Source organism: Pseudarthrobacter oxydans (assembly GCF_030812335.1).
GTDB lineage: Bacteria > Actinomycetota > Actinomycetes > Actinomycetales > Micrococcaceae > Arthrobacter > Arthrobacter oxydans_B.
This window is the reverse complement of the sequence record NZ_JAUSSN010000003.1, coordinates 25,603-51,767: the sequence shown is the minus strand read 5'-3', so window position 1 is coordinate 51,767 and position 26,165 is coordinate 25,603. Positions and strand designations below refer to the sequence as shown.

General features: G+C 69.3%; 25 protein-coding genes. 12 read left to right on the top strand and 13 right to left on the bottom strand.

The window, feature by feature from the left end:
• Positions 1 to 67 precede the first annotated feature (67 nt).
• On the top strand, positions 68 to 1,471 hold the full coding sequence (locus J2W14_RS05505; RefSeq protein WP_307459567.1) for an MFS transporter: 1,404 nt from the start codon (positions 68 to 70) through the stop codon (positions 1,469 to 1,471).
• Positions 1,472 to 1,551: 80 nt separating this feature from the next.
• Here J2W14_RS05505 and hpaD read toward each other — a convergent pair whose 3' ends face one another.
• From hpaD to J2W14_RS05490, 3 genes are all read right to left on the bottom strand, one after another.
• A complete protein-coding gene (hpaD, locus tag J2W14_RS05500; RefSeq protein ID WP_307459565.1) occupies positions 1,552 to 2,625 on the bottom strand; it encodes a 3,4-dihydroxyphenylacetate 2,3-dioxygenase in 1,074 nt (357 codons plus the stop codon).
• An 88-nt stretch (positions 2,626 to 2,713) separates the two neighbouring features.
• The gene (hpaE, locus tag J2W14_RS05495) at positions 2,714 to 4,219 is read right to left on the bottom strand and encodes a 5-carboxymethyl-2-hydroxymuconate semialdehyde dehydrogenase (RefSeq protein WP_307459562.1); all 1,506 of its coding nucleotides are present in this window, start codon (positions 4,217 to 4,219) and stop codon (positions 2,714 to 2,716) included.
• Between the two features lie 113 nt (positions 4,220 to 4,332).
• Entirely contained in the window at positions 4,333 to 5,049 is a 717-nt protein-coding gene (locus J2W14_RS05490) for an IclR family transcriptional regulator (protein WP_307459559.1), read from the bottom strand.
• A gap of 169 nt (positions 5,050 to 5,218) precedes the next feature.
• Here J2W14_RS05490 and J2W14_RS05485 point away from each other — a divergent pair, with 169 nt between their 5' ends.
• From J2W14_RS05485 to J2W14_RS05475, 3 genes are all read left to right on the top strand, one after another.
• Positions 5,219 to 5,755: a flavin reductase family protein gene (locus tag J2W14_RS05485; RefSeq protein WP_307459556.1), complete on the top strand. Its 537-nt coding sequence runs from the start codon at positions 5,219 to 5,221 to the stop codon at positions 5,753 to 5,755.
• Positions 5,756 to 5,791: 36 nt separating this feature from the next.
• Entirely contained in the window at positions 5,792 to 7,246 is a 1,455-nt protein-coding gene (gene hpaB / locus J2W14_RS05480; RefSeq protein ID WP_307459552.1) for a 4-hydroxyphenylacetate 3-monooxygenase, oxygenase component, read from the top strand.
• A 193-nt stretch (positions 7,247 to 7,439) separates the two neighbouring features.
• Entirely contained in the window at positions 7,440 to 8,795 is a 1,356-nt protein-coding gene (locus J2W14_RS05475; RefSeq protein ID WP_307459549.1) for an MFS transporter, read from the top strand.
• Positions 8,796 to 8,929: 134 nt separating this feature from the next.
• On the opposite strand, the gene J2W14_RS05470 is transcribed toward J2W14_RS05475, so the two are convergent.
• The 6 genes from J2W14_RS05470 to J2W14_RS05445 all read right to left on the bottom strand — a co-directional run bounded on the left by J2W14_RS05470 (position 8,930) and on the right by J2W14_RS05445 (position 14,385).
• Positions 8,930 to 9,586 (bottom strand): phosphoribosyltransferase, encoded by a 657-nt coding sequence (locus tag J2W14_RS05470; RefSeq protein WP_307459546.1) that lies wholly within the window; start codon positions 9,584 to 9,586, stop codon positions 8,930 to 8,932.
• 24 nt (positions 9,587 to 9,610) lie between these two features.
• Positions 9,611 to 10,438: an alpha/beta fold hydrolase gene (locus tag J2W14_RS05465; protein WP_307459543.1), complete on the bottom strand. Its 828-nt coding sequence runs from the start codon at positions 10,436 to 10,438 to the stop codon at positions 9,611 to 9,613.
• A gap of 4 nt (positions 10,439 to 10,442) precedes the next feature.
• Positions 10,443 to 10,772, bottom strand: coding sequence for a biotin/lipoyl-containing protein (locus J2W14_RS05460; RefSeq protein ID WP_056426240.1), 330 nt, complete (start codon positions 10,770 to 10,772; stop codon positions 10,443 to 10,445).
• Positions 10,765 to 11,808 (bottom strand): alpha-ketoacid dehydrogenase subunit beta, encoded by a 1,044-nt coding sequence (locus J2W14_RS05455; RefSeq protein WP_307459539.1) that lies wholly within the window; start codon positions 11,806 to 11,808, stop codon positions 10,765 to 10,767. The genes J2W14_RS05460 and J2W14_RS05455 overlap by 8 nt, the downstream gene beginning before the upstream one ends.
• On the bottom strand, positions 11,801 to 12,835 hold the full coding sequence (locus J2W14_RS05450; protein ID WP_307459536.1) for a thiamine pyrophosphate-dependent enzyme: 1,035 nt from the start codon (positions 12,833 to 12,835) through the stop codon (positions 11,801 to 11,803). The genes J2W14_RS05455 and J2W14_RS05450 overlap by 8 nt, the downstream gene beginning before the upstream one ends.
• A gap of 137 nt (positions 12,836 to 12,972) precedes the next feature.
• Positions 12,973 to 14,385: an amino acid permease gene (locus J2W14_RS05445; RefSeq protein WP_307459533.1), complete on the bottom strand. Its 1,413-nt coding sequence runs from the start codon at positions 14,383 to 14,385 to the stop codon at positions 12,973 to 12,975.
• Positions 14,386 to 14,561: 176 nt separating this feature from the next.
• On the opposite strand from J2W14_RS05445, the gene J2W14_RS05440 reads away from it, so the two are divergent.
• The 6 genes from J2W14_RS05440 to J2W14_RS05415 all read left to right on the top strand — a co-directional run bounded on the left by J2W14_RS05440 (position 14,562) and on the right by J2W14_RS05415 (position 21,153).
• Positions 14,562 to 15,035, top strand: coding sequence for an Lrp/AsnC family transcriptional regulator (locus tag J2W14_RS05440; protein ID WP_307459530.1), 474 nt, complete (start codon positions 14,562 to 14,564; stop codon positions 15,033 to 15,035).
• A 209-nt stretch (positions 15,036 to 15,244) separates the two neighbouring features.
• Positions 15,245 to 15,955 (top strand): NUDIX hydrolase, encoded by a 711-nt coding sequence (locus tag J2W14_RS05435; protein ID WP_307460573.1) that lies wholly within the window; start codon positions 15,245 to 15,247, stop codon positions 15,953 to 15,955.
• Positions 15,952 to 17,253, top strand: coding sequence for a quinolinate synthase NadA (gene nadA / locus J2W14_RS05430; protein ID WP_307459527.1), 1,302 nt, complete (start codon positions 15,952 to 15,954; stop codon positions 17,251 to 17,253). The genes J2W14_RS05435 and nadA overlap by 4 nt, the downstream gene beginning before the upstream one ends.
• A complete protein-coding gene (nadB, locus tag J2W14_RS05425) occupies positions 17,250 to 18,998 on the top strand; it encodes an L-aspartate oxidase (protein ID WP_307459524.1) in 1,749 nt (582 codons plus the stop codon). The genes nadA and nadB overlap by 4 nt, the downstream gene beginning before the upstream one ends.
• Positions 18,995 to 19,999: a carboxylating nicotinate-nucleotide diphosphorylase gene (gene nadC / locus J2W14_RS05420; protein ID WP_307459522.1), complete on the top strand. Its 1,005-nt coding sequence runs from the start codon at positions 18,995 to 18,997 to the stop codon at positions 19,997 to 19,999. The genes nadB and nadC overlap by 4 nt, the downstream gene beginning before the upstream one ends.
• Positions 19,996 to 21,153, top strand: coding sequence for a cysteine desulfurase family protein (locus J2W14_RS05415; RefSeq protein WP_307459519.1), 1,158 nt, complete (start codon positions 19,996 to 19,998; stop codon positions 21,151 to 21,153). The genes nadC and J2W14_RS05415 overlap by 4 nt, the downstream gene beginning before the upstream one ends.
• 127 nt (positions 21,154 to 21,280) lie before the next feature.
• Here J2W14_RS05415 and J2W14_RS05410 read toward each other — a convergent pair whose 3' ends face one another.
• Complete coding sequence (locus J2W14_RS05410; RefSeq protein WP_307459516.1) at positions 21,281 to 21,793, bottom strand: GtrA family protein; 513 nt, start codon at positions 21,791 to 21,793, stop codon at positions 21,281 to 21,283.
• 4 nt (positions 21,794 to 21,797) lie between these two features.
• Positions 21,798 to 22,472: a DUF1684 domain-containing protein gene (locus tag J2W14_RS05405; protein ID WP_307459514.1), complete on the bottom strand. Its 675-nt coding sequence runs from the start codon at positions 22,470 to 22,472 to the stop codon at positions 21,798 to 21,800.
• A 249-nt stretch (positions 22,473 to 22,721) separates the two neighbouring features.
• Between J2W14_RS05405 and J2W14_RS05400 the strand changes: the two genes are divergently transcribed.
• Both J2W14_RS05400 and J2W14_RS05395 read left to right on the top strand, forming a co-directional pair.
• A complete protein-coding gene (locus J2W14_RS05400) occupies positions 22,722 to 23,594 on the top strand; it encodes a hypothetical protein (protein ID WP_307459512.1) in 873 nt (290 codons plus the stop codon).
• Between the two features lie 74 nt (positions 23,595 to 23,668).
• A complete protein-coding gene (locus J2W14_RS05395; RefSeq protein WP_307459510.1) occupies positions 23,669 to 24,475 on the top strand; it encodes a transglutaminase-like domain-containing protein in 807 nt (268 codons plus the stop codon).
• 20 nt (positions 24,476 to 24,495) lie between these two features.
• Here the strand turns inward: J2W14_RS05395 and J2W14_RS05390 are convergent, their stop codons facing one another.
• Complete coding sequence (locus J2W14_RS05390) at positions 24,496 to 24,954, bottom strand: MarR family winged helix-turn-helix transcriptional regulator (RefSeq protein ID WP_307459507.1); 459 nt, start codon at positions 24,952 to 24,954, stop codon at positions 24,496 to 24,498.
• Positions 24,954 to 26,084 carry an LLM class flavin-dependent oxidoreductase gene (locus J2W14_RS05385; RefSeq protein WP_307459504.1) on the bottom strand — a complete coding sequence of 377 codons (1,131 nt, stop codon included), beginning with the start codon at positions 26,082 to 26,084 and terminating at the stop codon, positions 24,954 to 24,956. Before J2W14_RS05385 ends, J2W14_RS05390 begins: the two co-directional genes overlap by 1 nt.
• Between the last annotated feature and the right edge of the window lie 81 nt (positions 26,085 to 26,165).

The following is a 26,165-nucleotide window of genomic DNA, read 5'->3' as shown; positions in this document are numbered from 1 at the left end:
GGTGAGTTACCGGGTCGCGCGCATCGGGAGGAGGGACGATGCGCACCATTGAACGAACCCGGAAATCATGACCCTTTCAACGCCCTCCCAGGCGCCCGTTTCGGCGGCGCCCCACTGTCCTGAAGACGCCGCAGCCCTTGCCGGACCCGCCCCCGCGCCGGGACCCGCCCCTTCGCCGCCGGAACCGCGCACACCCGGGCGGTACGCCCGGCTGCCGCTGCTGGCCGGCCGAAGCTTCATCCCCCTTGGGCTCTTCGCCCGACTCCCGCTCGCCATGCTCACCGTCGGAGCCCTCACCCTGGTCACCGCCGTCACCGGCTCCTACGCCGTCGGAGGCATGGCGGCCGGCGCGGTCGGCATCGGCTCGGCGCTGGGTGCCCCGATCCTCGGCGCACTGGCGGACCGCCGTGGCCAGCGCCCCGTCCTCGTGGTCGCCGCAGTATTCAACACCGTCGCCGTCATCACGCTGATCCTCGCCGCCTACCTGATCCCCGGCGGACAGGACCTCGCCGCCGCCGTTCCGGTCCTGATGGCCGCCTTCGTGGCCGGGGCCAGCTGCCCGCAGGTGGGACCGCTGGCCCGCGTCCGGTGGATGGCCCTGACCTCCCGCGGCGGGTGCAACGCCGAGCCCGCGGACCTGGACACGGCGCTGTCCTACGAAAGCACCGCCGACGAACTGACCTTTGTCCTGGGCCCGGCGCTGGTGGGAATCCTGGCCAGCCTGGTCGCGCCATGGCTGCCGCTCGCCCTCGCCGCGGTCCTGACCATCACGCTCGTTCCGGCCTTCGCCGTGCACCCCACCCATCACGCGGTGGTCCGGACGCCTGCGCGGACCGCGGCCGGTGCCGCACGGGAGGGACAGCCCCGGGCGGCCCGGCCGGCCGGCCAGCGCGCGGGCGCCTTCGCGGCCGTCGCCCTGCCCGTGCTGGCCATGGTCTGCATGGGCACGTTCTTCGGTTCCACCCAGACGTCGCTGAGTTCCTTCTCGGCCAGCTTCGCGACCTCCGAACTGGCCGGCCTGCTCTATGCGGTGATGGGGCTGAGCTCCGCCGCAGCGGCCCTGTCGGTGGCGTACTGGCCCCAGCGGTTCACGGCCAATGCCCGCTGGCTGGCCTGCGCGGCGCTGATGGCCGGACTGGCGCTGCTGCTGTTGCTGCCCTCGACGGCGCTGCCCATGATCCTTGTGCTCCTGGTCCTGGGCCTCCCGGTGGGACCGCTGATGGTCACGGTCTTCGCGATCGGCGGGCTCGTCGCCCCGGCGGGAAAACTCGGCACGGTCATGACCGCGCTGGCCAGCGGCATCGTGGCCGGCACCGCGATCGGCTCGTCCATCGCCGGGCAGCTGGCGCAGCACCAGGGCTACGCCACGGCATTCCTGGTGCCGGTGTGCGCCGCCACGGCCCTGTTCCTGCTGGGAGCGGCAGCCGCCGTCGTACTCCACCGGCGGAACGGTACGGCGGCCGCCGGCTGACCCCACGAACCCGCGGATGCCCTGTCACTTGGAGCTGCTCTGAGCGCTGGGAAGGACCCTAAGTGACCGGGCAACCGGGGCTAGAGCTGGGTCCCGAGCTTGAACCCACGCTCCTCGCCGGGTTCCCGGGTGTAGGCGAAACCGTCGGCGCCCACGGTCACGGCCAGCTCGCTGCTGTCGGTGCGGATCACCAGCGGCTGCGGGTTCCCGTCGAGGTCCAGGACCAGGGAGGCCTCGGAGTACCAGCTGGGGACCACGGGGTTGCCCCACCAGTCGCGGCGCTGGTTGTCGTGCACATCCCAGGTGATGGTGGGATTGTCCGGATCACCGGTGTAGTAGTCCTGCGTATAGATCTCCACCCGGTGGCCGTCCGGATCGAGAATGTACAGGTAGAAGGCATTGGACACACCGTGCCGGCCCGGGCCGCGTTCGATCCGGTCGGAGATGCGCAGGGCGCCCATCTTGTCGCAGATCTGGATGATGTTGTGCTTCTCATGGGTGGAGAAGGCGATGTGGTGCATCCGCGGGCCGTCGCCGCCGGTCAGGGCGGTGTCGTGCACGGTCTGCTTGCGGTGCATCCAGACCGCGTACGTCACGCCGTTGGAGTCCTTGATGTCCTCGGAGACGCGGAAGCCAAGGTCCTCGAGGTACTTCCGCCCGCGCGGGACGTCCGGGGTGACCTGGTTGAAGTGGTCCAGGCGGACGAGTTCGCCGGCCGAGTAGAGGTCGTAGCGCTGGGTGAGCCGCTCCACGTGCTCCACCTCGTAGAAGAACTCATAGGGGAAGCCCAGCGGGTCCTCGACGCGGACGGAGTCGCCGATGCCGCGGGCGAAGCCGTCCCCGCGGCGTTCGGTGCGGCAGCCCATCTCGGCGAAATAGGCCTCGGCCTTGTCCACATCCCCGGGGGTGCGGACACGGTAGGCGAACGCCGCGGCGGCGGCCACCGGACCTTTGCGCAGGACCAGGTTGTGGTGGATGAACTCCTCCAGGGACCGCAGATAGATGGCATCCTCGTCCTCGTAGGTCACGTGCAGGCCGAGCAGGTCAACGTAGAACGCGCGGGACTTCGCCAGGTCGGTGACCACGAGGTCCATGTAGGCGCAGCGGACGATATCGGGTGCAGGAACGGTCGCGGTGATGATGTCGGTGGCCATGATCGGGACTCCTCATTGAGTATGGGGGCGCAGACGGGATTGAGTGGTGCGCCGGTGGGGACGCAGGCGGGGTGGCAGGTGGAGGGCGCTACTGCGCCGCCGCGGCGCCGAACTTCGGGGTGTGGACGGTGCCGAGGGTGATGTGGACGGCCTGCTGGTCGGTGTAGAAGTCGATGGAGCGGTAGCCGCCCTCGTGGCCGAGGCCGGAGGACTTGACCCCGCCGAACGGGGTGCGCAGATCCCGGACGTTGTGGCTGTTGAGCCAGACCATGCCGGCCTCGAGGCTCTGTGAGAAGTTGTGCGCGCGGGTCAGGTCGTTGGTCCAGACATAGCCGGCCAGCCCGTACCGCGTGTTGTTCGCCAGGGCCAGCGCCTCGGCGTCGTCCGCGAACGGGGTTATCGCGACGACGGGACCAAAGATCTCCTCCTGGAAGATCCGCGCATCCGGCATGACGTCGGCGAAGACGGTCGGCTCGATGTAGTTGCCGGTCGGAAGCCCCTCGGGCCGCCCGCCGCCGGCCAGCAGCCGGCCCTCGGTCTTGCCGATCTCCACGTACCGGGCCACCTTGTCATAGTGCTCGGGGTGGACCAGGGCGCCCACCTCGGTCTTCGGATCGTGCGGGTCACCGACCACGATGTTCTTCGCCCGGGCGGCGTACTTCTCGCAGAACTCCTTGTAGATGTCCTGGTGGACGAGGATGCGGGAGCCGGCGGTGCAGCGCTCGCCGTTCAGGGAAAAGACGCCGAACAGGGTGGAATCGATCGCGGCGTCGAGGTCCGCGTCCGCGAAGATGATGGCCGGGCTTTTGCCACCAAGTTCCATGGACAGGCCCTTGAGGTTCTCCGCGGCGTTGCGGAAAATCGTCTTGCCGGTTGTGGTTTCGCCGGTGAAGGAGATCAGCGGCACGTCCGGGTGCTTCACCAGCGCGTCGCCGGCTTCCTCGCCGAGGCCGTTGACCAGGTTGAAGACACCGTCGGGCAGGCCCGCGTCCTTGAAGATCTGCGCCCACAGCGAGGCGGACAGCGGCGTGAATTCGGCCGGCTTGAGGACCACTGTGTTGCCGCTGGCCAGCGCGGGGGCCAGCTTCCAGGACTCCAGCATGAACGGGGTGTTCCAGGGGGTGATGAGGCCCGCGACGCCGATCGGCTTGCGGTTGACGTAGTTGATCTGCGCGCCGGGGACCTTCATGGCGTCGTCGAACTGGGCGACGATCAGGTCCGCGAAGAAGCGGAAGTTCTCCGCCGCGCGCAGCGCCTGGCCCTTGGCCTGGGTGATCGGCAGGCCGGTGTCGAACGTCTCCAGCTGCGCCAGCCGGGTCTCCTGGGACTCGACGGCGTCGGCGATCCGGTTCAGGACGCGGGCGCGTTCCCGCGGCTTCATCTTCGGCCACGGCCCGGCGGTGAAGGCCTTGCGGGCGGCCGCGACGGCGAGGTCGATGTCTTCCTTCTGGCCCGCGGCTGCGGTGGCGTAGTTGGTGTTGGAGACCGGGTCCAGGACATCGAAGGTCCGGCCGCTGACGGAGTCAACGAACTCGCCGTCGATGTAGTGGCGGATGCGCGTCGGAAGGTCGTCTGGAATGTAGTGCTCGGCCATCACATCTCCTCATTGAGTATGAAATCGTATACGATACAAACTGCCCGAGACGGGGCTGCTTGTCAAGCATTCCCGGAAGGAGTCCGCGACCGGAGGGGAGTGCCCCGCCGCTTTCAGCCCAGCTGGCTTTCGATGCGCCGGGCGCTCGCAGCCAGGGCCGCGGCGACCTCCCCGGGGTCCTGCGCGGCGCGGATATACACAACGGCGAGAGCCGCCGGACGCCCGCCCGGAACCCGGACCGGTACGGCCAGTGAGGACACGCCGGAGATGACCTCGTCGTGGCTGGCGGCATAACCCCGGCGGCGCGCCTCGGCCGCCTCGGCCCGGTAGGGGATGCCGGGTGCGGCGGCGGCCCATTCCTCTTCAGACAACGCGGACTGGATCGCGATCCCGGGTGCCCCGGCGCTGATCGGATGCCGGGAGCCCGGGTGCTGAACGACGGTGGCGCCGGTGTGCCGCGGATCCACGGTGACCAGCGTGACGCATTCCGCGTGGTCCCAGACGGCGAGGAAGGCGCTCATCATCAGCGTGTTGGCGAGCTGGGTGAGCTCCGGCAGCGCCGCCGTCTGCAGGCTCCGCGAGACACCGCGGGCCAGGACGGCAAGTCCGGGGCCGGGCTGGACCCGTCCGCCGTCGTCGCGCACCAGCAGGGAGTGGTCTTCAAGGGTGCGCAGGATGCGGTAGGCCACGGAGCGGTGCACTCCCATGGCGTCGGCCAGTTCGGCGATGGTGAGCGGGCGCTGGGCGTCGGCCAGGATTTCGAGGGCGCGGATGCCGCGCGACAACGTTTGGGAAGGGGAAGCCTGGGCGCTGCCGGCGGTCGGGGTCATTTGTCCATCCTAGGTGGGGGCGGCGGGGAAGCCTGGATGCGCCGTTCGGCCCTTGTGCTCCGCCTTACAGTGCGTTAGCGTTCTATATGGGAATTACTCGTTCGATTATAGAACTTCTGCCGATGATGCGCACCCCCCATCCAGCCGTCACGCAACGCAAGGATCACTGATGATTGCCAAGCCCCGCACCGGGCCCGTCCCGGTTGAGTCGGGCCGCACGCCCGGCGAGCGGGCCCACCAATTCCGCGGCAGCCTGGGCCGGTTCGCCACCGGGGTGGCGATTGTGACCTTTGACGGCGTCACGAAGCGCCACGGCATCACCGTCAATTCCTTCACCTCCGTGTCCATGGAGCCGCCCCTGGTGCTCGTCAGTATCGCCCGCACCGCGAAGGCCCACGACGAGCTTGCCGGCCGGCCCTTCACGGTCAACATCCTGGGGGCGGAGCAGCGGCACCTGGCGATGCACTTTGCCGGCCGTCCCGGACCCGAGCCGCTCTGGGTGGAGGGCGGAACGGCCCCGCGGCTGTCCCACGTGCTCGCTTACTTTGAGTGCAAGCCCTGGGCGGCATACGACGGCGGCGACCACACGCTGTATGTCGGTGAAGTCGTGGATTTCAATTACCGCAGCGGCGATGCGCTGGCCTACGCGAACAGTACGTTCACCACCATCCCGGAGAGCCAGCTGGGCATGGAAGACCTGCTCTGATTTCGATTCAGCTCAACGACGACTGGAGGAACAACAATGGGTATCCGTACCGGACAGCAGTACCTGGACAAACTCAACGCCATGACGCCCCACGTGGTGATCGACGGTGAGGTTGTCAGCGAAAAGGTCGCCGAGCACCCCGCGTTCCGCAACGTGGCGCGCTCCTACGCCAGGCTCTTCGACATGCAGCATGACCCGAAATACCAAGAGGCGCTGACGTACACCTCGCCCACCAGCGGCGACCTCGTCAACGCCTCCTTCCTGGTGCCGAAGACTGTCGAGGACCTCAAGCGCCGCCGCCGTGCCATTTCGACCTGGGCCGAGTACTCCAATGGCTTCCTGGGACGCTCCGGCGACTACATGAACTCCTCGCTCACCGCCCTCAGCACCGCCGGGAAGTGGTTCTCGCAGGCCGACCCGAAGTTCGGCGAGAACATCCGCAACTACTACGAGTGGGCCCGGGAAAATGACATCCTTGCCACGCACACGCTGATCCCGCCGCAGGCCAACCGCTCCGTCTCCGGCTCCGAGCAGCTCGGCGGCCAGCTGTCGGCCCGGATTGTCGAGGAGCGCGAGGACGGCATCGTTATCCAGGGCGCCAGGATGCTGGCCACCATCGCCCCGATCGCGGACGAGCTGCTCGTCTTCCCCTCCACAGTGCTCCGCGGCACGCCGGAGGATGCCCCGTATTCCTACGCCTTCGCCATCCCCAACGACACGCCGGGCCTGCGCTACCTGTGCCGGACCTCCCTGTACAACGGCGGCAGCACCCACGACGAGCCGCTCGCGTCCCGCTACGAGGAAATGGACGCCGTCGCGGTCTTCGACCATGTCTTCGTTCCCAGCGAGCGCATCTTCATGCTCGGCAACCCGCAGCTGTGCAACGGCTTCTACTCCGAAACCGGCGCCGGCGCCCTGATGACCCACCAGGTGGTCACCCGCACCATCGCCAAGAGCGAGTTCTTCCTGGGCCTGGCCTCCGAACTCGCCGACTCGATCGGCATCGACGGCTTCCAGCACATCCAGGAGGACATCGCCGAACTGATTGTCGACGTCGAAATCGGCCGGGCGCTGGTCCGGGCCTCGGAGGCTGATGCGGAGCTCAACGACGCCGGCGTCATGCTGCCGAAGTGGTCCACGCTGAACGCCGCCCGCAACTGGTACCCGAAGGTCGCCCAGCGCTTCCCGCAGATCATCCGCAAGTTTTCCGCCTCCGGCCTGATGGCGCTCCCCGGCGAGGCGGACGTCAACAGCGACGCCCGGGCCGACATCGAGATGTACTTGCAGGGCAAGTCGCTGACCGGCCCGGAGCGAGTCCGGCTGTTCAAGCTCGCCTTCGACGCCTCGGTCTCCGGCTTCTCCGGCCGGCAGTCGCTCTACGAATACTTCTTCTTCGGGGATCCGGTCCGGATGGCCGGCGCCATGGTGAACAGCTACGACCGCGGGCCCGTCCGGGCCCGGGTGCGGGAGTTCCTGAACCGCACCGACTGACCCCGGAGACAGGCTTTCCCGTCACTTCCAGGGCGCGGCAAAGCTTTTTTCCAGGGATGTGTGCCCTATCACACATTTCATAGTAAGATTCTGAATACTAACTGACCGTTCGATCAGTAAATGCTAGAGGCATTCAGTTATCCGCACCGCACCCACCCCGGGCAGTACCTCTGCCCCCAGCAACGGAGTTCCAATGACCGCAACTTCACGTGTCGATTCTGAGGCGGGCCCCAGCAGCAAGCATGAGGAACGCAAAGTCCTCGCGGGCACCCTGGTCGGGACCACCATCGAGTGGTACGACTTCTTCATCTTCGCCCAGCTGACAGCCACGCTGCTGTCACCGCTGTTCCTGGCGCCGCTGAACGCCTCCAACCCCGGCCTGGCACAGATCCTGTCCTTTGCCCTCATCGGCATCAGCTTCCTGTTCCGCCCGCTCGGCGCCATCGTCGCCGGCCACCTGGGTGACCGCCTCGGCCGCAAGGCCATGCTGGTCTTCACCCTCATCATGATGGGTGCCGCCACGGCCCTGATCGGCATGCTGCCGACCTACGCCCAGATCGGCGTCTGGGCCCCCGTCCTGCTGATCCTGCTCCGCATCATCCAGGGCTTCTCCGCCGGCGGTGAATGGGGCGGCGCCGCCCTGATGGCCGTCGAGCACGCTCCCAAGAGCAAGCGCGGACTGTTCGGCGCGTACCCGCAGATCGGTGTTCCGGTCGGCATGATCCTCGCCACCGGCCTGCTGTACTTCCTCAACACGTCCATGTCCAAGGAAGACTTCGCCTCCTGGGGCTGGCGCGTGCCGTTCCTGCTGTCCATCGTGCTGATCGTCGTCGGCTACCTGATCCGCCGCGCCGTGGCCGAGAGCCCCGTGTTCAAGGAGATGCAGGAACGCAAGGAAGAGAGCAGGGCTCCGCTCGGCGAGCTCATCCGCAAGCACAAGAAGGCCGTCCTCTACTCGACGATGATCTTCATCGGCAACAACGCCGCCGGTTACCTGCTGATCGCCTTCTTCATCTCCTACGCCACCAAGTCCCTGAAGATGCCGGTCGCGCAGATCCTGCTGGCCACCACGCTGGCCTCCTTCGGCTGGCTGATCTTCACCCTGGTCGGCGGCTGGCTGTCGGACAAGATCGGCCGCGTCAAGACCTTCCTCATCGGCTACGGCATTGTCTTCGCCTGGATGATCCCGATGTTCGCCCTGATCGACACCAAGAACATCCTGCTCTACGGCGTCGCGCTGTTCGTCCTGACCATCGGTCTGGGCCTGTCCTACGGCCCGATGTCCGCCATGTACGCCGAGATGTTCCCGGCGAACGTGCGCTACTCGGGCATCTCGATCGGCTACGCCTTCGGCGCCATCCTGGGCGGTGCGTTCGCGGCCACCATCGCGGAGGCCCTGCTGCAGGGCACCGGGTGGACCGGTTCCATCGGCATCTACATCATGATCCTCTGCGTTATCTCCGCAGCCGGCGTCCTGCTGGCCGGGGAAACCAGGGGCCGTCCGCTAGGCGTCAGCCATGGCGCAACGGATGTAGCGGCCAGGCACTAGCAGCAAGCAAGCTAAGCAAGGGAGGGGCACGGGCCAATAGGTCCGTGCCCCTCCCGTCTTTAAACGCCAACGCGGGGTCACCCCGCGCCCATCCGGGAGCTCCGCATGGGCGCGGGGTGACCCAGCGTTGCCGTTCAGGCGGGCCGGGCATCCAGCAGCCGGACGACGTCGTCGTCCCGCACCTGGCCGAAGGCGCGGTAATAGCTGCCGACGGCCCGGAACTGGCCGGGGGTGAACAGGGCGAAGACGGCGTCCGCGTGCTGCTGCAGGGAGGTCTGGGCCTCCAGCGAGGCGACCGGGACTCCGACGACGACGGTCGCCGCGCCGGCCGCCCGCGCAGCCTCGACGGCTGCCCGCATCGTCGCTCCGGTGGCCATTCCGTCGTCGGCCACGATCACGGTTTTGCCGGCCAGCGGCAGCCGCGGCCCCGGATAAGCGCCGGTGCGGCGCTCCAGTTCCGCCTGCTCGAACCTCACAACCTCATCGAGTGCCGGCTGGGTGATCCCCAGTTCCAGAAGCTGGTCCACAAAGGGCCGGTTCAGCACCCGCACCACCCGGCCGCTGACCGCGGCCAGCGCACCGAAGGCCGTTTCCGCGTGCCCGGGAATCCCCAGCTTGCGGACCGGCAGCACATCCCAGGGCAGCCCGAGCGCCGCGGCTGCCTCGGCGGCGACCTGGACACCGCCGCGGGCCAGGCCCAGCACCACTGCGTCCGGGCGCCCGCGGAACTGGGGGAGGGCGGCGGCCAGGAGCCTGCCGGCCTGCCCGCGGTCGGTGAAGCGCATGCCCATGGAGAGCCTCCTCCGGTTCCGGGATCAGACGCCCAGGAAGCTGATGGCCCCCTGCTTGAACGCGCGGCTGGTGATGGCGTTGGTGTGGTTCCGGCCCGGCAGGACCAGCTGCTCGACCATGGCGCCGGCCTTGGCGCCCAGGGCCGCGAGTTCCGGCATCGACGCGGCACGGTCGTCCTTTTCCCCGGCCACCAGCAGCATCGGCATATGCGGCACGGCCTCGGCGGGGTCAAACGGCTCGCTTTTGACGGCTTCCACGAGGGACAGCAGCGAGAAGATGTTGTTGCTGGGCAGCGCCTGCGCCATCTTCAGCAGTCCGGCGGTGGATGCGTCGGCGATCGGCGTGCCGTCGGCCAAGTGGCGCTGCGCGGCGACGAGGTCGAAGTCGGCCAGCGGATCCGAGACATTGGGCCCGCCCAGGACCAGCCGGTGCACCAGCTCGTGCTGGGTGGCGCCGAACTCCCAGGCGAGCCGGGAGCCGAGCGAGTAGCCGATCAGGTCCAGCCCGCTGGACGGGTCGCCGTCGCGCAGGGGCCGGACGCCGGCGTCGAACGCGATCTGCAGCAGATCCGCCCGGATCCTGCTGGGCGTGTAGGAGTCCATGTCCTCAGGGGCTCCGCTGCGGCCGTGGCCGGGCAGGTCAACGGTGATGACGCGGCGGCCGGCCTCCAGCAGCGCGGTCAGCCAGCCGGTGTCCTCCCAGTTGAGCTTGGAGGAGGAGGAGAACCCGTGCAGCAGCAGCACCGGGCGCAGTCCGGCGTCGGACCCGGGCTCGTGCACCCCGACGTACAGCTGGGGGTCGGTGCCCTCGACGGTGTGGGAATGCTGTTCGCCGGTGTGTCTGCCGCTCATGGTGTCAGTCCTCATCAAGTACGGCGCTCAGGCGGACCCGGCGCTTCGGTGCCTCTTCCTTCGGGACCGTGCCCACAATGCCGGCGGTGTTGTCCGGCACCTCAAACACAATCAGGGGCTCGCCGACATTGATCTTGTCGCCGGGCCCGCCGTGGATACGCACCACCTTACCTGCCTGCGGACTGGGCAGTTCAACCGCGGATTTGGTGGTTTCGACCTCGACGAGGGGCTGGTTGCGCTCCACCTGGTCGCCCGGGGCCACAAGCCATTCCAGCACGGTTGCCTCGATCAGGCCCTCGCCGAGGTCCGGCAGCGGGAAGGAAATTTCAGCCACGTTTGTACTCCAATACTCGCTGGATCCCGAAGAGGATCCGGTCAATGTTCGGGATGTATTCGTCTTCCAGGTCGCCCGAGGGATACGGGACGTCGAAGCCGGTGACGCGTTCCACCGGGGCCCTGAGCGTGTCGAAGCAGCTCTGGGTGATCAGCTGGGCCACCTCGGCGCCCAGCCCGGAGGTGAGCGGCGCCTCGTGGACGACGACGGCGCGGCGCGTCTTGCGCACGGAGGCGGCCAGGGCCGCGGCGTCGATCGGCTTGAGCCAGCGCAGGTCCAGGACCTCGATGTCGATCCCGTCCTCGGCGGCGAGTTCGGCCACCTGGAGGCAGCGGGCCACCATGGCGCCCCACGCGACGAGGGTCAGGTGCCGGCCCTCGCGCATGACCTTCGCCCCGGTGGGGGAGCCGCCGGCGGCATCGTGGCGGGCGAGATCCACCTCGCCCTTCTGCCAGTACCGAGACTTCGGCTCCATGAAGATCACCGGGTCCGGCCGCGTCGCGGCGTACTTGAGCAGGTGGTATGCCTCGTGCGGGTTCGACGGCGAGACCACCTTGAGGCCGGGCACGTGCGCGAAGAGCGCCTCGAGGCTTTCGCCGTGGTGTTCGGGGGCGCGGATGCCGCCGAAGCTGGGAACCCGCAAGGTGATGGGCATCGGCAGGGTGCCGCGGCTGCGGTAGTTCATCCGGGCGATCTGGCAGACGATCTGGTTGATGGCGGGGTAGGCGAACCCGTCGAACTGGACCTCGGGGATGGGGTGGAACCCGGCCATGGCCAGGCCCACGGACATGCCGAGGATGCCGGATTCGGCCAGCGGTGTGTCGAAGACCCGCTGTTCGCCGTGTTTGGCCTGCAGCCCGTCGGTGATGCGGAAGACCCCGCCGAGCCGGCCGCAGTCCTCGCCGAAGATCAGGGTCTTCGGGTTTTCCGCGAGCACCTCGTCGAGGGCCCGGTTGAGGGCCTGCTGCATGGACATCACGGTGGTGGCTGCCGGGCTTTCCACAATAAGTGCGCCTTCGAGTATCGAGTTAGACATGTTCGGACTCCTCGCGCCAGTTGGCGGCCTGGGCCTGCAGGGCAGGGGTGGTTTCCTGGAAGACCAGGTCAAACATTTCGGTGCCGGGGCGGGAGCCGAGCGCCTGGATGCCGGTGCGGATCTGGTCCTCCTCCGCCTTCGCCGCGGCGAGGGCCCCGGCGAAGAAGGCCTCGTCGGCGATGCCGTCGGCGAGCAGCCGCTGCCGGAAGCGCTCCAGCGGGTCGGTGCCGGCGCCGTCGCGCTCCTCGTCGAGCGAGCGGTAGCGTCCCGGGTCATCCGAGGTCGAGTGCGGGCCGCGGCGGTAGGTCATGGCCTCGATGAGCACGGGGCCGTTCCCGGCCCGGGCGTGCGCGAAGGCGCGGCGGGTGGCCTCGACGACGGCGACCACGTCGTCGCCGTCGATCTGCAGCGCCGGCATGCCGTAGCCGGCGGCGCGGGCGGCGACGGAGCCGCCGGCGACCTGGCGTTCGGTGGGAACCGAGATCGCCCAGCCGTTGTTCTGGACGAAGAACACCACGGGGGCCTTCAGCACCGCGGCGAAGTTCAGGGCTTCGTGGATATCACCCTGGGAGGAGGCGCCGTCGCCGAAGTAGGTCAGCGCGACGCCGTCTGTGCCGTCCAGCGTCTGGCCGTGGGCCCAGCCGACGGCGTGCAGCACGGAGCCGGCCACAACGGCCTGGATCGGGGCGAGCCGGGATTCCAGCGGGTCGTAGAGGCCGCCATGCCAGGTGGCCTTGTGGGTGGACATGTAGGCCACCATGTCCACGCCCATGGTGCGGGCCACGCCCATCTCCCGGTAGGTGGGGAAGACGAAGTCCCGGGTGGTGTCCACGGCGTAGCCGCTGCCCACCTGGGCCGCCTCCTGGCCGAGTTCGGGCGCGTAGCCGGGGATGATGCCCTGGCGCTGCCAGGCGATGGCCGAGGTGTCGAGGTGGCGGACCGCCACCATCAGCGAATAGAGCTCGCGGAGCTGGGCGGGAGTGAGCGGTTCGGCGGCATCGCCGGAAGCCACGGGAAGTGTGTCCATGCCTGTGACCCTAGTCACCAGGCCAGTGCTGTGCAATCAGCGGCTAAATCACTGACCAGACTGCACAAGAGTGCCAGCCGGATGTACTTTCGGCTTTGCAGTTTGTGCAGTCTGGTCAGGTGCGCGGCCTGGGCCTGTTACTTCCCGGCGTCGGCGTGTTCAGCCTGCTCGGCCGGTGCCGTGCCGCGGTTGCGCGTGAGCCGGGCGCCGATCCAGCAGGCCGCGGCGATGCCGGCGACCAGGATGATGGTGCTGACGAGCTGCTTGCTGCTCGCCGGGCTGCTGAAGCCGACGGCGAAGATCAGGGCCAGGAGCACCAGGCCGAAGATCGTCAGGCCCGGGAAGCCCTTCATCCGCAGCGGCAGGACGGTGCCGTCGCGGTCCGCGCGGCGGCGCAGGATCAGCTGGGACACCAGCGCGGAGCCCCAGACCATCAGGCAGGTCGAGCCGACCAGCTGGAACAGCGCGGGGAGGATTTTCTCCGGGAAGAGCAGCTCCAACACGGCGGCCAGGAACCCGAACGCCACGGACACGCCGACGGCGAGCATCGGCACCCGTGCCTTGTTGATCCTCGACAGGAAGCGGGGGGCCTCGCCTCGTTCGGACAGCGAGAAGACCATCCGGGACGCGCCATAGAGGTTCGCGTTCAGCGCCGAGAGGAGCGCGACGACGGCCACCAGCGTGATGGCGGCGCCGGCGCCGGGGATGCCCGCGATGTCCAGGACGCCGGCGAACGGCGAGGCGAGGGCCTCCGAGGTGGAGGGAAGGACCGCGGCGATGACGAACACCGAGCCGATGTAGAAGACCAGGATCCGCCACACGACGGTGCGGATCGCCTGGCCCACGCTGTGCTGGGGGTTCTCGGTCTCGGCGGCGGCCACGCTGACAATCTCGGTGCCGCCGAACGCGAAGATCACCACGAAGAGCGCGGAGGCGATGCCGCCCAGGCCGGCGGGGGCGAAATCGGTCGTGAAGTTGCTGAGGCCGGGGGACTCGACGTCCGGCAGCCAGCCCAGCAGCAGGGCCGTGCCGATGCCCAGGAACAGCAGGATGGCGGCCACCTTGAGGATGGCGAACCAGAATTCGAATTCGCCGAAGTTCTTCACCCCGGCGAGGTTGATCACCGTGAACACGACCATAAAGATCAGTGACAGGGCCCAGACGGGAATGACCGGCCAGACGGTGAACAGCAGGGCGGCGGCACCGAGGGCCTCGGCGGCGATCACCACCACCAGCTGGAGCCACCAGAGCCAGCCCACGGTGGCTCCGGCGGTCCTGCCCATGGCCTTGGCGGCGTAGACGGAAAATGCGCCGCTGTTGGGGTTCGCCGCGGCCATTTCGCCCAGGGCCCACATCACGAGGATGATCAGCGTTCCGGCGACGACGTAGGAGATGAGGACGGCGGGGCCGGCGGCCTGGACTCCGGCCCCCGAACCGAGGAACAGGCCGGCGCCGATGGCGCTGCCGAGTCCCATCATGGTGAGTTGGCGTGGCTTCATGCTGTGGCCGAGTTTCAGGCCGGGGCGCTCCGCGGTGGACTTCATTGTCATGCTTGCGAACCTTCGTGTGGTTTGGATCTCTGGGTCCTTATGGGACCTATTGAATTTACCGCTCCGGAGCGGATTCCGGGCACTGCGGCCGTGAGAGCATGGTGACAGTTTGTTAGTCCGGAGCGATGTTTCCGGAACGGTTTGTGATGCGAATGCGTCGGCAGGAGGAATATTCGATGGACGTTGATGTCTTGGATGCGAAGATTGTCCGATTCTTCACCGATTCGCCCCGGGCCTCGGTTCTGGAGGCCTCCCGCGTGCTCAACGTGGCCCGCGCCACCGTGCAGTCACGGCTGGACCGGATGCAGGACAGCGGAGTCATCGGCTCCTGGGTGCCCCAGCCGGACCCGGCCCACTTCGGGTTTCCCGTCGTCGCGTTCTGCTCCCTCACGATCAACCAGGACCTGGGGCACGACGCGGTGGTCGAGGCCCTCGCGGCGATCCCGGAACTGATCGAAATCCACACCGTCTCCGGCAGCTCGGACCTGATGGCCCGCATTGCGGCCCGCTCCAACCCGGACCTGCAGCGCGTGCTGGATGCCATGATCGCCACCCGGACGGTGCTGCGCTCGTCCTCGGTCATTGTGCTCAACACCCACTTCCAGGGCCGCACCCTGCCGCTGCTGGAAGCCGCCGCCGCGGGGCGGTGAGCCCGGGCCGCTTCCGGCCGGCGCACGCCGCGGCCCGAACGCCGGAACGCCCGGACGGCCGGTGCGGGCTGAAACATTTTGCGCCCGGCTGCCGACGTCGTATTATTAGTTCTAGTCAATCTGACTATAACTACTCCGGCAGTCGGGCCGGACCGTCCGGGCAGTCCCAGGGGACCGCCCGGAGCCCGGAAACGCGGGGGTGAATCGCCATCTACACCACAGCTGCCAACGTCGCCGAGCGCCAGCTCGCGCCGCCGTCGCTGGCCATCTCCACGGTGATCTTCGCCCTCCGCCCCAGTGAGCGTTCCGGACGCCCCACTCTCTGGATCCCGCTGGTGCGCCGGATCCGCGAACCCTTCAAGGGGATGTGGGCCCTGCCCGGGGGGCCGCTGACCCACTCCGAGTCCCTGCAGGACGCCGCCTCGCGGAACCTGCAGGAGACCACCGGACTGGCGCCCAGCTACCTCGAACAGCTCTACGCCTTCGGCGGCCTGCACCGCTCGCCCACCCAGCGCGTCGTCTCGATTGTGTACTGGGCGCTGGTGCAGCCCACCGAGGCCGCGCTCGCCGACGAATCCGAAAACGTCCGGTGGTTCCGCGCGGACCGGCTCGGCGAACTGGCCTTCGACCACAACGCGATCATCGACTACGCGCTCTGGCGGCTGCGCAACAAGATGGCCTACGGCTCCATTGCCTACCACCTGCTCGGCGAGTACTTCACGCTGGCCCAGGTCCGGGAGGTCTACGAGGCCGTCCTGGACCGCGAACTGGACCCGGCTAACTTCCGCCGCCAGGTCAAGGCCACGCCCGAAATCGAAGAAACCGACCAGTACCTGCAGGGCGGCAAACACCGCCCGCCCCGCCTCTACCGCTTCACCGGCCGCCCAGGCCTTGACCCAGACAACAGGAGCACACCATGAGCAGCGTCAACACGGCCATTCAGCTGATTATGCGCGAACAGGCCGCCAGCAGCAGGGCAACAGCCTCCACCTGCAGCCCGGCGCTCGCCCGCGGGCCCTGGGACTATGACCTCGCCGAGGCCCTCGCCGGTGTGCCCGCCTACGGCCCCGGCGCCTCCGTCGCGGATCTCGCCCCGGCGTCGACCCCCCGGCAGGGCCAGCTGCCCGAGGAGTACAAGCGTGCGGGCGACGCCGAGCTCGACGCGCGGATCCGGGCCGCCAAGGCAGCGCTCGGGGACCGCGCCGTGGTGCTGGGCCACTTCTACCAGCGCGACGAGGTGGTGGAGTACGCCGACTTCGTGGGGGACTCGTTCCAGCTGGCCAACGCCGCGCTGACCCGCCCGGATGCCGAGGCCATCATCTTCTGCGGCGTGCACTTCATGGCCGAGACCGCGGACATCCTGTCCCGGCCGGACCAGGCCGTGATCCTGCCCAACCTCGCCGCGGGCTGCTCAATGGCGGACATGGCGGACATCGACTCCGTGACCGAGTGCTGGGAACAGCTTGAGGAACTGTTCGGCACCGAGCCCGACGCCGACGGGCGGGTCCCGGTCATCCCGGTCACTTACATGAACTCCTCGGCAGCCCTCAAGGGCTTCTGCGGCGAGCACGGCGGCATCGTCTGCACGTCCTCCAACGCCGCCACGGTCCTGGAGTGGGCCTTCGAGCGCGGCCAGCGCGTGCTGTTCTTCCCGGACCAGCACCTGGGCCGCAACACCGCCAAGGCCATGGGGGTGCCGCTGGAGCAGATGCCGATGTGGAACCCGCGCAAGGACCTCGGCGGCAACGACGAACAGGCCCTGCTCGATTCCCGGGTGATCCTCTGGCACGGCTTCTGCTCGGTCCACAAGCGCTTCAACGTGGGACAGATCGAGAAGGCCCGCGCCGAGTTCCCGGGCGTCCAGGTGATTGTGCACCCGGAATGCCCGATGGAAGTGGTGGACGCGGCTGACTCCGCAGGCTCCACGGACTTCATCCGCAAGGCCATCGCCGCCGCGACCGAGCCCACCACGTTCGCCGTCGGCACCGAGATCAACCTCGTCAACCGGCTGGCCGCGGAGAATCCGCAGCACACCATCTTCTGCCTGGACCCGGTGATCTGCCCGTGCTCCACGATGTACCGCATCCACCCCGGCTATCTTGCCTGGGTCCTGGAGGCGCTGGTCCGGGGCGAGGTGGTCAACCGCATCACGGTGGAGGACGCCGTCGCCGCCCCGGCAAGGGTCGCCCTCGAGCGGATGCTGGCGGCGCGGCCGTGACCAGGCCCCCGCGAGTCGTGGTGGTGGGCAGTGGTATTGCCGGGCTGTACGCCGCGCTGCTCGCCTCCGACGCGGTGGTGGACGGCGGGCCGGCCTGCGAGGTGGTGCTCCTGAGCAAGGGAAGCCTCGAGCAGAGCAACACCTTCTACGCCCAGGGCGGCATCTCGGCCGTGCTCACGCCGGGCGAGGCGGCGCCGGGCGACTCCGTGGCGGCCCACGTCGCCGACACCCTCGCCGCCGGCGCAGGCCTCAACGACCCGGGGGCCGTCCGGGTCCTGTGCACCGAGGCCGTCCGGGACATCGCCGGCCTGGGCCGCTACGGCGTGCACTTCGACGCCGGACCCGGCGGGGGCCCGGCGCTCGGCCTCGAGGCGGCACACTCCGCCGCCCGCATCCTGCACGCCGGCGGCGACGCGACAGGTGCCTGCATCGCCCGCGCCCTCGTTGCCGCCGTCCTGGACCGCGCCGTCCACGGCCTGTTGCGGGTCGAGACCGGCGCCTTCGTCACGGACCTGCTCACCGACCACCCCCGTCAGGGCCCGGCGGGCGCCGCCCGGGTCACCGGCGTCGCCTACCTGGCCAACAACGGACAGCCCCGGCGGCTGGACGCCGACGCGGTGCTGCTGGCCACCGGCGGGGCCGGACGGCTCTTCGCCCGGACCAGCAACCCCTCCGTCGCCACTGCCGATGGCCTGGCCCTGGCCTGGCGTGCGGGGGCGGCCGTCCGGGACCTGGAATTCTTCCAGTTCCACCCCACCACGCTCGCGGCGGACGAGATCCCCGGGGGGCCGCCGGCGCTGCTCATTTCCGAGGCGGTCCGCGGCGAAGGCGCTGTCCTGCTCGACGCCGGCGGCTACCGCTTCATGCCGGACTACCACCCGGCCGCCGAACTTGCCCCGCGCGACGTCGTCTCCCGCAGCATTGCCCTGCACCTCGCCGCGACCGGTGCACCGGCGGACAGCCCCGTCTTCCTGGATGCACGGGGGGTCGAGGCCGCCCGCGGGCCCGGATTCCTGGCCCGGCGTTTCCCCACCATCACCGCGGCCACCCGCGCCGCCGGCTACGACTGGACCACGCAGACGCTCCCGGTATCCCCGGCGGCGCACTACTGGATGGGAGGCGTGTCCACCGACCTCTGGGGGCGCACCTCCGTGCCGGGACTGTACGCGGCCGGTGAAGTCGCGTGCACGGGCGCGCAGGGCGCCAACCGGCTGGCGAGCAATTCACTGCTCGAAGGGCTGGTCTTCGGCCGCCGCGCGGTGGAGGCGATCCTCGGCGCGGCGGGCACGGAACCCGCTCCGGCGGCATCGGCCGCAGGTGTCAGGGACGAACTTCCTGCTGCGGAGACGGGGCAGCGACGTGTCCCGTTCAGCCGGGACGCCCTGCGGCGCCTCATGACCGGTGCGGCCGGGGTGCTGCGGACCGGAGCCGACCTCGACGACGCCGCCGTCCGCCTCGCGGAGTGGGCTGCGGCCTTCACCGCGGCGTCCGGTAATCCGGACCGGGGGGAGGGTCTTGACCGGCCGGGCCACGAGGACCGGAACCTGCTGCTGGCCGCCCGGCTGCTCGTGGCAGCGGCGCGGAAGCGGGCCGGTTCGGTGGGTGCCCACTACCGCGCCGACCCTGACCCCGCTGCCGCCTGCCCCGCCCTGCTCGCGGCCCCCGCCCGCTCCGCGCCGCAGGCAGGCGCGCACGGCCACCGGCATGCCACCGGCACCCGAACAAAACAAAGGATCTCCTCATGACAGCAGCACCCGCCGCCGCCCGCCAGGGCGCCCTCCCGGCGACCGCGCTCGCCGGCACGCTGGCCGCCGCCGCCGTCGACGCCGTGCTGCGCGCGGCCCTGCTCGAGGATGCACCGTACGGTGACATCACGTCGCAGACGCTGATCCCGGCGGATGCGCGGGCGACGGCGGTCCTGGCCGCCCGGGTGCCCGGCGTGCTCAGCGGCGGGGAGGTGTTCGCTGCGGCGATGAGACTCACCGACCCGGCCGCCGCCGTCGAACTCCTGGTGGCCGACGGTGCCGCCTTCGCCGCCGGCACGGCGCTCGCAAGGGTCAGCGGGAACGCCCGGGCCGTGCTGCTCGCCGAACGTGTGGCACTGAACCTGGTCCAGCGGATGAGCGCCATCGCCACCAGGACGGCGGAGTTCGTCGCCCTGGTGGACGGTACCGGGGCGCGCATCACCGACACCCGCAAGACGACGCCGGGGCTGCGGGTGCTGGAGCGGTACGCCGTCCGCTGCGGCGGCGGAGCCAACCACCGCTTTGGCCTCTCGGACGCGGTGCTGGCCAAGGACAACCACCTGGCCGTCCTGACCGGGGGAGACCCGTCGAAGCTCACCGCGGTGCTGCGGGAGGCCAGGGCAAGGCTCGGGCACACCACGCACTTCGAGGTGGAGGTGGACAGCATGGACCAGATCGGACCGGTGCTGGCCGCCGGGGTGGACACCATCATGCTGGACAACTTCAGCCTGGCCGAGCTGGCTGCCGGGGTGGCGCTGGTGGCCGGCCGCGCCCGGGTCGAGGCCAGCGGCAACGTCAACCTCGCCACGGTGGCGGGCATCGCCGGCACCGGGGTGGACGTCATCTCGATCGGCGGACTCACCCACAGCGTCGCCGCCCTGGACCTGGGGCTCGACATTGAGCTGGGGCTCGGCGCGGAGCCGGTGCACGGCGCCGGACAGGGCCGTGCATCCGGTACCGGACAGACGGTCGAACAGGCGGCCGGCCAGGCGGCGCCATGATCTTCCTCGATGCCGCGGCCACCACCCCGGTCCGCCGCGAGGTCCTCGAAGCCATGTGGCCGTTCCTGTCCGGGGAGTTCGGGAACCCCTCGAGCCACCATTCGCTCGGCGACGCGGCCGCCACGGCGCTCGCCGGGGCACGGGCAGCGACGGCCCGGGCCCTGGGCTGCCGCCCGGGCGAGGTGGTGTTCACCTCCGGGGGAACGGAAGCGGACAACCTGGCCGTCAAGGGCATCGCCCTGGCCCGCCGGGCGGCGGACCCGCGGCTGGACCGGGTGGTGATCAGCGCCGTCGAACATCCCGCTGTGGAGGAGTCGGCCCGCTACCTGGAGCGGGTGCACGGCTTCGCCGTCGACGTGGTGCCGGTGGATGCCTGCGGCCGCGTCACCGGGGAGGCCCTCGCCGCCGTGCTCCGGCCGGAGACCGCCCTGGTCAGCATTATGTACGCCAACAACGAGGTGGGCACGGTGCAGCCGATTGCCCGGCTGGCCGCGCTGGCCCGCGCGCGGGGAATCCCGTTCCACACCGACGCCGTCCAGGCCGCCGGCTGGCTCCCGCTCGACACCGCCACACTGGGTGTGGATGCCCTGAGCATCTCCGGACACAAACTGGGGGCGCCCAAAGGCAGCGGGGCCCTGTTCGTGCGCAGCCGGACCCGGCTGGAACCGGTGATCCACGGCGGCGGGCAGGAACGCGGGCGCCGGTCGGGGACCGAGAACGTGGCCGGGGCCGTAGCCCTCGCGACGGCGCTCACCCTCGCCCGGAACTCACAGGAGGAGCGGGCGGCACACGTCGCCGCCCTGCGCGATGACTTCATCCACTCGGTGCAGGCCCAGGTCCCGGGTGCCCTCCTCACCGGCCATCCGAGCGAACGGCTGCCCTCGGTCGCCTCGTTCTGCTTCCCGGGGACCAGCGGCGAATCCGTGCTGCTGGAGCTCGAACGGCTGGGAGTCATCTGCTCCAGCGGCTCGGCCTGCGCGGCGGGTTCGGACGAGCCGTCCCCGGTGCTGCGGGCGATGGGCATCGGCGCCGAGGTTGCCCAGACCGCGGTCCGCTTCAGCTTCGACTCCAGCATCACGGCCGCGGAGCTGCAGGAGGCGGCGGCCGCGGTCCGCACCGCCGTCGGCAGCGTCCAGGCCCTCGGCGCCCCCTGACCTGGTTGCCCTGTCACTTGGCGCCCCCTGACCCGGTTGCCCTGTCACATAATGCTGTTCAGAGTCCCTCCAAGGCACGATATCTGACAGGGCAAGTGGGATGTTTCGGGGGCGGGGTGCGGGGTGCCTAGCGGTGCCGGGCGCGGCGGAAGATCCAGTGCCGCAGCAGGGTGAAGCGCACGGCCGTGGCCGCGAAGCCGGAGAGTGTGGTGGTCCACAGCTCGTCGGCGACGGTGGCAGCGGGGTTGATCCAGTGCAGGACGCCGAGGCTTCCGCCGGTGATCAGCAGCGCCACGAGGATCACGATCAGGCCGTTGAGGTGGTCGCGCTTCATCCGGTGGCGTTCGGTGATCTTGAAGGTCAGCCGCCGGTTCAGGGCCGTGTTCATCAGCGACGTGAGGATGAGGGCCGTGGCGTTGGCCGGCTGCGAGCCGAGGTGCGGACGCAGGAACGCATAGAGCGCCAGCGATGTGGCGGTGCAGACAATGCCGACGGCGGTGAACCGCAGCAGCTGCCGGACCAGCGGGTAGCGGAGGACGCCGCGGTGGCGGCGCGAAGACGACACGCCAGTGGCAGGTGCAGGTGCAGGTGCAGAGGCGGGAGCGGGGGCAGGGGAGTGCTGCTCGAGCTGGGCATCCATCCGCTCAGTACAGCTCGCCTACAGGGATCTCCACGGCGAGGCGGTTGGAGGGGCCGGGGAGGGGGCATGCCCACGCCTCGTTGTAGGCGCAGGACGGGTTGTAGGCGAAGTTGAAGTCCACCACGAACTCTGCCTCCGGGCCGGACCCCTGCACGCCGTGGAAGGCGCCCTTGATCGTGTCCAGCAGGTAGCGGCCCGCGCCGTAGCTGCCTCCGGGCTGCCCGGCGGTGGCATCACGGAACGGCACGAAGATGCCGCCGCCGTAGCCATGAAGCTTCCACACTGCGAGCTGGCCCAGTTCCGGCAGGTCGAAGGTGCCCAGCCGGACAAACCGGACCACGCCGTCGGTGCCGGTCTCGACGTTCATTTCCCGCCCCGCGCCCTCGCTCGTCAGCGGGATGTGGAAGCGGTAGATCGGATCGTAGTCGGCTGTCTTCAGCCCGGCGAAGCTGGACTTGGCGGCCGCCGTGAGCGGCGACGCGGGGTGCGTGCCGAACATCCGGTCCCGCTCCTGGCGCCAGTAGGAATGCGCCTCGGCCGGGTCCTCGGCCGCGATCTTCCGCACGTTGGCGTACAGCGCAAAGGTCCTGAGCCGCCAGTCCGCGATGTCGACGGCAGAGATGTCCGCCTCTCCGCCCTGGGCTCCGAAATCCGTCGAGCCTAAATCCTGATCCGCCATGTCCCCAGCGTATCCCGCTTTCCCTGTGGCGAACCGCGCTTCCCGCGGCGGGTCCCGGCCCCGCCCGAAGTGGACTTCACCGCCGTTCCGGGCACAACGATGGCACCTGCCCGCAGGGCAGCGGCCCCGGATCAAAGGGTCCGGCTGGTCGCCGTTACGGTGGCAGCGGAATCCCTGCCCGGAGCAGTGTTTCTACGAAACGCTGATCCGGGAACCAGGGGCGCACCGAAGTCCCGCTACGCTGGCATCATGACTGGGACGGATACCCTCCGGCGGGCGTCGGCCCGCGGCGTCAGCATTGCCGCTGCCCTCTTGCTCGCCGTCGCCGCACTCTCCGGCTGCAGCAGCGAAGGCAAGGGCGCCCCCGCCTGGACGGCCGGCGGCACCCCGAGCGCCAGCGCCGGCGGGACTGGGTCCCCGACCGATCCGCCCGCGGGCAGCGCGACGCCGGGCTCGTCACCGGGGTCCACCGGCTCCGGCGCTGCAGAACCCGGCTCGGCACCCGAGTCCACCGGCTCCGGCGCTGCGAAACCCGACTCGACGGCGGCGGCCTGGAAAGTGTTCACCGACCCGGCGAAGACCGTCAGTTTCGAGCTCCCGCAGGAGTGGATCGCCCAGTCGGTAACCCCGGACCAGGGAACCCTGCCCGGCGCCCTCAAGATCGAGGTCAAGGACGCCGAGGGCGGCTACCTCGCCACCCTGCAGACCGGGCTGCCGCCCCGGCCCGCCCCGGCGTGCGCGGACGACGCCGCGAAACCGTACGTCGTCGTCAGCAGTGTCCCGGTGGACCTGCCGCACCGCGGCGGCGAAGGCACCATCGACCCGCGGGCGGTGTACCGGGTGATCCAGGGCTACAAGTACTTCGGCTCCTACGGCATCACCAACGTCGTCGGCGGCACGGAAGGAAAGTCCTGCGCGCTGCAGAACCTGGTCCGCGGGCCCGAGGGCAAGGGGGACTACTCGTTCGCGGACCTGACGGAGCTGAAGGCGTTCGCCCCGGACGAGAAGGTTGCACCGGCCAAGGCATTTGACACCCTCGACCAGGCGGCCCAATACGTCAACGAAGGCCAGGAATTCGCCAACGTCCAGCGGATGCTAATGTCTCTGGAGATCAAAAACTAGTCCCGCACCGCCCGCACACACCAGGGCCGGGAGCGGTGACGTCACCCGCCGTTACCCTCACACCCCGGAGATACATGGAACGCTCTGTAGCCGCCCGCCTGGCCTTCAAGACCGTGGCCGACACGAAGGTCGCCCTGGCGGTGTCCGTGGCACGCAATGCCGGTTACAGCGGGTTCATGGAGTCCCTGTCCGTGACCTCCGGCGGCGAGGATGTCCCGCTCACCGAACTCTCGGACCACCACGGCGGGCGCTTCCACTACATGGAATTCGCCGACCCCACCGAGGTGCTTGTGGAGTACACGGCCACCGTCACCGGCGTCGCGCTGCCGGAGGAACCCCGGCTGATGGAACTCATCCGCTACGTCCGGCCGAGCCGCTATGCCGAGTCCGACCGGCTCCTGCCGACGGCCTACGCGGAATTCGGCGGCCTGCAGGGTGCTGAACTGGTGCTCGCGGTGCGCAACTGGGTGTTCAGCGAGCTGCGCTACATCAGCGGATCCTCCCGGGGGACCGACGGGGCCGTCGAGACCCTGCTGCACCGCCGCGGGGTCTGCCGCGACTTCGCCCACCTTGCGGTCTCGCTGCTGCGCGCCAAGGATGTTCCCGCCCGGCTGGCGGCGGTGTACGCACCCGGACTGAGCCCCATGGATTTCCACGCGGTGGCCGAGGCCCACATCAACGGTGCCTGGTACGTCATCGACCCCACGGGCCTGGCACCGCGCGAGAGCATGCTGCGGATCACCGCCGGCCGGGATTCCTCGGACACCGCATTCCTGTCGACCGTGGGCGGCAGCCTGTCGCTGACGCAGTTCAGCGTCACCGCCATTGTCGACGGCGACCTGCCGGACGAGGACCCGGAGAAGCTGGTCACCCTGCACTGACGGCCGGCGAGGCGCGCGGCTTAGCGCGCCGCCACCGAGGCCCGCAGCTTCTCTGTCAGACGCAGCAGCTCCTGCTGCTCGGCCGCCGTCAGCGCCGGAACCACCAGGGCGGCGATGTCGCGGACGTGCTCCCGGCCGATCTGCTTCTGGAGTTCCCAGCCGGCCTCGGTGAGCTTGACCAGGACGCCGCGGCCGTCGTCGGGGGCCGGCATCCGCTCCACCAGGCCGCGCTTTTCGAGCCGCTCCACGAGCCGGCTTAGGCTGGACTGGCTCAGCAACACGTGGTCGTTCAGTTCGTTCTGCCGGAGCCAACCGGACGGGCATCGGGAAAGCGTGAACAGCACGTCGTACTCGTTGATGGCGAGGCCCTTGAATGCCGGGCCGGCCTGCAGCCTGCGCATCACCGCCACCTGGGCGCGGAACAGGGATTCCCAGGTTTCCGCGGCCAGGCGCACCGGTGATTCGGTCTTTGCGGACATCACGCGCCCTTGTTGCCTGTGGGGCCGGCGGACTCGCTGACGGACTGCGCGGCTGCGGCAACTGACGCTGCCACGCGTCCGGCGTGGGTGGGCGGTTCGGGGACATGGGCGGGGGTCTTGTCGGCGTATTCCTTGCGCAGGACCGGCAGGACTTCTTCGCCGAACAGGTCCAGCTGCTCCAGCACGGTCTTCAGCGGCAGACCGGCGTGGTCGATGAGGAAGAGCTGGCGCTGGTAGTCGCCAAAGTATTCACGGAAGGTCAGTGTCTTTTCGATGACTTCCTGCGGGCTGCCGACGGTCAGCGGCGTCTGCGAAGTGAAGTCCTCGAGCGACGGGCCGTGGCCGTAGACCGGGGCGTTGTCGAAGTAAGGGCGGAACTCCTTGACGGCGTCCTGCGAGTTCTTCCGCATGAAGAACTGTCCGCCGAGGCCCACGATGGCCTGGTCGGCCTTGCCGTGGCCGTAGTGCTCGTAGCGCTCGCGGTAGAGGCCGATCAGCTGCTGGTAGTGCTCCTTTGGCCAGAAGATGTTGTTCGCGAAGAACCCGTCACCGTAGTATGCGGCCACCTCGGCGATCTGCGGCGTGCGGATGGAGCCGTGCCACACAAAGGGGGCGACGCCGTCGAGCGGTCGCGGGGTGGACGTGAAGTTCTGCAGCGGGGTGCGGTGCTTGCCGGACCAGTTGACGGTGTCCTCGTCCCAGAGGCGGCGCAGCAGGGAGTAGTTTTCGATCGCCAGTTCGACCCCGTCCTGGATGTTCTTGCCGAACCAGGGATAAACGGGGGCAGTGTTCCCGCGTCCCAGCACCAGGTCCACGCGGCCGTCGGCCAGGTGCTGGAGCATAGCGAAGTCCTCGGCGATTTTTACCGGGTCATTCGTGGTGATCAGCGTGGTGGCCGTTGACAGGATGATGCGCTCTGTCTGGGCGGCGATGTAGGCCAGGGTGGTGGTGGGGGAGGAGGAAAAGAAGGGCCGGTTGTGGTGCTCACCGATCGCATAGACATCCATGCCGATTTCCTCGACTTTTTTGGCGATCGCCACGGACGCCTTGATGCGCTCGTGCTCCGTGGGAGTACGGCCCGTGGTGGGGTCGGTGGTGATATCGCTGACGCTGAATACGCCGATCTGCATGATGTGCCTTTCCGTGGCCGGAGACTTCCGGGAACTGTTTCCACTATAACCGATTTACATGCATTTGCATCTATCGACCGG